Source organism: Nocardiopsis sp. NPDC055879 (assembly GCF_053615935.1).
In genome coordinates this window covers 1-1,204 of the sequence record NZ_JBSHCT010000024.1, presented here as the reverse complement: position 1 = coordinate 1,204, position 1,204 = coordinate 1, and the positions used below count along the sequence as shown (strand labels likewise).

General features: G+C 71.8%; 2 protein-coding genes. Both read left to right on the top strand.

Annotated features, from left to right (window positions below; all coding sequences use genetic code 11):
* The coding region (locus ACWGKS_RS24315) for an energy-coupling factor transporter transmembrane component T (protein ID WP_452524158.1) at nucleotides 1-284 on the top strand (284 nt) is incomplete at its 5' end.
* 129 nt (nucleotides 285-413) lie between these two features.
* Nucleotides 414-1,204, top strand: a 791-nt coding sequence (locus ACWGKS_RS24310; protein WP_452524156.1) for a serine hydrolase, incomplete at its 3' end; no start/stop codon positions are given.

Here is a 1,204-nt window from a genome sequence, read left to right as displayed (position 1 = left end):
ACGAGATGCTCGACCTGTTCGAACGTCTGTCCCGGCCGCTGCGCCACGTCGGGGTGGACCCGGACCGGGTGGCGTTGGTGCTGGCGTTGACGATCCGGTCCATCCCCATGGTCGCGACCGCCTGGGCCGCGGCCGGGGACGGTTACCGCGCACGTGGCCTGCGAGGGCGGCCCTACCTCCTGGTGGTGCCGGTGATCGTGCACCTGCTGCGGATGGCCGAGGCCACGGGAGAGGCGCTGGTGGCGCGGGGGATCGACGAGGACGCCCGAACCGGACGCCCCTGAGGGGACTCCGTACCGATTCAATATCGGGTGGGTGATTTCTCCTCGGTGGCTGTGGATAATAATCCGAACGGCCCGTCCCGCCGGGTCGATGCCTCCCCCATCCCCTAGGCGCAACGAACCGGTGATCGCGTGCTCCGGCGTCTCCTCGCCGAAAGACGAACCCGGCCCCTGGCCGCGTCCGTCCCGCTCGCCCTCTGCATCGCCCTGCTCCTGCCCGCCGCGACCCCGGCCGGAGCCGTCCCCGCGCTCCCCGCGAACGCGGTGCTGGCCCCACTGGTCGTGGACTCCCGGGTGCCGCTCGTACCCTTCGCGCCCCTGCCCGCCCAGGCCATCGGCGGCTCCGCCCTGCCCCCCGAGACCCGCGCCGCCCTCGACGACCGTGTCGCGGCCCTGGGCGAGGGCGTCGACTTCGGCATCGCCGTCCAGGACCTGCGCACCGGGACGACCTACAGCCACAACGGACAAGACCGCTTCCCCTCGGCGAGCGTGGCGAAGCTGACCGTGCTGACCATGCTGCACCTGAGCGCCGACGAGGAGGGGCGGGACCTCACCGCGACCGAGCTCGCCCAGGTCGAACAGATGATCCGCTTCAGCGACAACGAGGTCACCGACGGTCTCTATCTGCGCCTGGGGTTCACCGACGGGTTCCTGCGCCACGCCGAATCCCTGGGGTTCACCGGCACCGAACCCCATCCGGGCGGCTCCTGGGGCGCCACCATGACCACCCCCTCCGACCAGATCCGCCTGCTGCGGGCCCTGTACACCGACGAAGGGCCGCTCACCGAGGAGGACCGAGCGCACGTCCGGGAGCTCATGGAGTCGGTCGGTCCCGACCAGGCGTGGGGTGTGTCGGCCGTCGCCACCGGCGGCGACACCGTCGGACTCAAGAACGGGTGGACCCCACGCGAGTCCAACGGGGG